Origin of the sequence: Xanthobacter autotrophicus, from assembly GCF_029991245.1 — a bacterium.
GTDB lineage: Bacteria > Pseudomonadota > Alphaproteobacteria > Rhizobiales > Xanthobacteraceae > Xanthobacter > Xanthobacter autotrophicus_C.
In genome coordinates, this window is the sequence record NZ_JAIVFO010000259.1 from 1 (window position 1) to 2,706 (window position 2,706).

The 2,706-nt window shown below is 72.7% G+C and carries 3 protein-coding genes; 1 reads left to right on the forward strand and 2 read right to left on the reverse strand.

Annotation, left to right across the window (positions count from 1 at the left end; all coding sequences use genetic code 11):
- On the forward strand, positions 1 to 981 hold a 981-nt coding region (locus K9U41_RS22465), incomplete at its 5' end, for a HAMP domain-containing sensor histidine kinase (protein WP_282643061.1).
- Here K9U41_RS22465 and K9U41_RS22470 read toward each other — a convergent pair.
- Together K9U41_RS22470 and K9U41_RS22475 are read right to left on the reverse strand one after the other, a co-directional pair.
- Positions 930 to 2,273, reverse strand: a complete 1,344-nt coding sequence (locus K9U41_RS22470) for an amidase (RefSeq protein ID WP_282643062.1) — start codon at positions 2,271 to 2,273, stop codon at positions 930 to 932. The genes K9U41_RS22465 and K9U41_RS22470 overlap by 52 nt on opposite strands.
- 36 nt (positions 2,274 to 2,309) lie before the next feature.
- The coding region (locus K9U41_RS22475) for a cupin domain-containing protein (RefSeq protein ID WP_349237870.1) at positions 2,310 to 2,706 on the reverse strand (397 nt) is incomplete at its 5' end.

Genomic DNA, 2,706 nt, shown 5'->3' on the forward strand with positions numbered 1-2,706 from the left:
GTGGTGGGGCTGGACGGCGGGGGCTATCTCGACGTGCTCGCGGGCGGCGACCTGACCGTCCGGCTCCTCGGCCTGCCGGTGGGGCTGATCGCCGGCATCCTCGGCTTCCTCGTGGCGCTCGCCGCCCTGTTCGCGGTGCGGCGGGAGACGCGCCCGCTTTCCGATCTCGCCGACGTGGTGGAGCGCTTCGGCGCGCGGCTGGAGCCGCTGGAAGTGCCGGAGCGCGGCGCGCCGGACGTGCGGCTCGTCATCCGCGCGGTGAATGCCATGCAGGCGCGCATCGCCGAGCTGGTGCGCATGCGCACGCTGGTGCTCGGCGCCATCAGCCACGATCTGCGGACCTATCTCACCCGGCTGCGGCTGCGACTGGAGCTGCTGCCGCCGGGTCCGCAGGTGGAAAAGGCGCAGGCCGACCTCGCCGGCATGCAGGCGCTGGTGGACGATGCCCTCGCCTTCGCCCGCGCCACCTTCGCGCCGGCCTCGGGCGAGCGGGTGGATCTTTCCGCGCTGGCCCGCGCCGAATATGAGGCGCATCTGGCAGAGGGGGCCGCGGTGAGCCTGTCCGGTGCCGACGCGCCGCTGCCGGTGGATGGCGCGCGCGGGGCGCTGGCGCGGGTGCTGGCCAATCTCGTGGGCAACGCCCTGGCCTACGGGCAGCGCGCCGACATCACGCTCATCGACCACGGCGAACAGGTGGAACTGCGCGTGGACGATCGCGGTCCCGGCATTCCGGTGGCCGAACGGGCAAGCGTGTTCGAGCCCTTCTACCGGGTCGAGCCCTCGCGCAACCGGGAGAGCGGCGGGGCGGGGCTCGGCCTCACCATCGTGCGGCAGATCGTGGAGGGGCACGGCGGCGAAGTCATCATCGCCGACCGTCCCGGCGGCGGCGCCCGCCTGCGGGTGCTGCTGCCGAAGGCGGGCGCCGCCGATCAGGCGGCCAGCGCCGCCTCCACCCCCGCGGCGACGGCGAAGAGGGCCTGATCGGTGCCGGGCGCGCCGGCCAGCATCAGCCCCACGGGCGCGCCGGGGAGGGGCAGGGAGATGGCGCAGCCGTCGATCATGTTGATGAGGGTGGGGTTGCGCAGGGCCAGGATGTTGGCGCGGCCATAGGCGTCGTCGTCGGTGGCAAGGTCTGCGATCTTCGGCGGCAGGATGGCCACCGTGGGCATCACCAGCGCGTCGAAGCCGGCAAGCCGCGCCGCGGCCCGCTGGACCAGCGCCCGGCGCGCGGCCACCAGTTCCACATAATCGGCGGCCGACTGCTCGGCCCCGCGCTTGATGCGGCCGGCCACGCGCGGGTCGTAGGCGTCGGCCTGTTCCGCCAGCAGGCGGCGGTGCACCGCATAGCTCTCGGCGGCGGAAAAGCCGCCCTTGGCGTTGATGGTGGCCACCTCTCCGAATTCCGGGAAGGGGGCGGAGACGATGTGCGCGCCGGCCCGCGCCAGCGCGTCCACCGCCACTTCGAAGGCCTTGGCGACCTCGCCGTCGAGCCCGTCCAGCGCCACCGTCGTGGGCACCAGCAGGCGCAGCCCCTTGACCGGGCGCGGCACCAGCGGACCCGGCTCTGCGCCGGAGAGGATGGCGTCCAGCGCCGCGCAGCAGGCCACCGAGCGGGCGATGGGGCCGATGGAATCCAGCGTGGTGGAGAGCGGGAAGGCGCCCTCGCGCGGCACCCGGCTGGCGGTGGGCTTGGAACCGGTGATGCCGCAGAAGGCGGCCGGGATGCGGCAGGAGCCGCCGGTGTCGGTGCCCAGCGCGGCGTGGGCCATGCCGTCCGCCACCGCCACCGCCCCGCCGGAGCTGGAGCCGCCGGAGACGCGCCCGCCTTCCGCGCGCTCGAACGGCGCGCGGGGGTGGCCGTAATGCGGGTTCATGCCCAGGCCGGAATAGGCGAACTCGGTCATGGTGTTGCGGCCGAGCAGGACGAACCCCGCCCGGCGCAGGCGCGCCACCGCCGGGGCATCCGCCGTGGCCGACGGATTGTCCTTCAGCACCTTGGAGCCCGCTGCGGTGACCTCGCCCTGAACGTCGAACAGGTCCTTCACCGAAATGGGGATGCCGGCGAAAGGCGAGGGCGCCGCCCCCGCCTGCCGCAGGTCATCCTGCGCCTGCGCCGCCTTCAGCGCGCCCTCCCGGTTCACGCTGACGAAGGCGCGGGCGCCTTCGCCGTCGGGGTCGGCGATGCGATCAAGGCAGGCTTCCGCCAGCGCCCGCGCCGTGGTGCGCCCGGCGGCGAGGTCTTGGGCGAGGGCGGCAAGGGTCGGCTGGGGCATGGCGAAGTCCGGGTCAGCAGAAGGGGCGGGCGGGGATCAGGCCGGATCGAAATAGTGGATTTCGAGCAGCATGCAGCCCTTATCCGATTTGAACGGTCCGTGGAACGCGCCCGGGGGGCGCACCGCATAGGTGAAGGGGGAGAAGCTCTCGCCGCCCTCGCCCTTGTCGTCATTGCCCACGGTGAGATCGCCGGTGACCAGGAACACCTCTTCCCAATACTCATGGACGAAGGGCTTGGTGGTGAAGACGCCGGCATCGAACTTGAGAAGCCGCGTGCGCGAGCCGCTCTTGTTCTCCTCATCCAGCGCGCCGGAGAGGATCTTCTGCTTGATGCCTTCCGGATAACCGGGCGGGACTTCCCAGCCGGTGGCAAGGTCGAGGGTGTGGAACTCGTCGTGGATCTTGGGGATGGGCATGGGGGCAGTCCTGCGG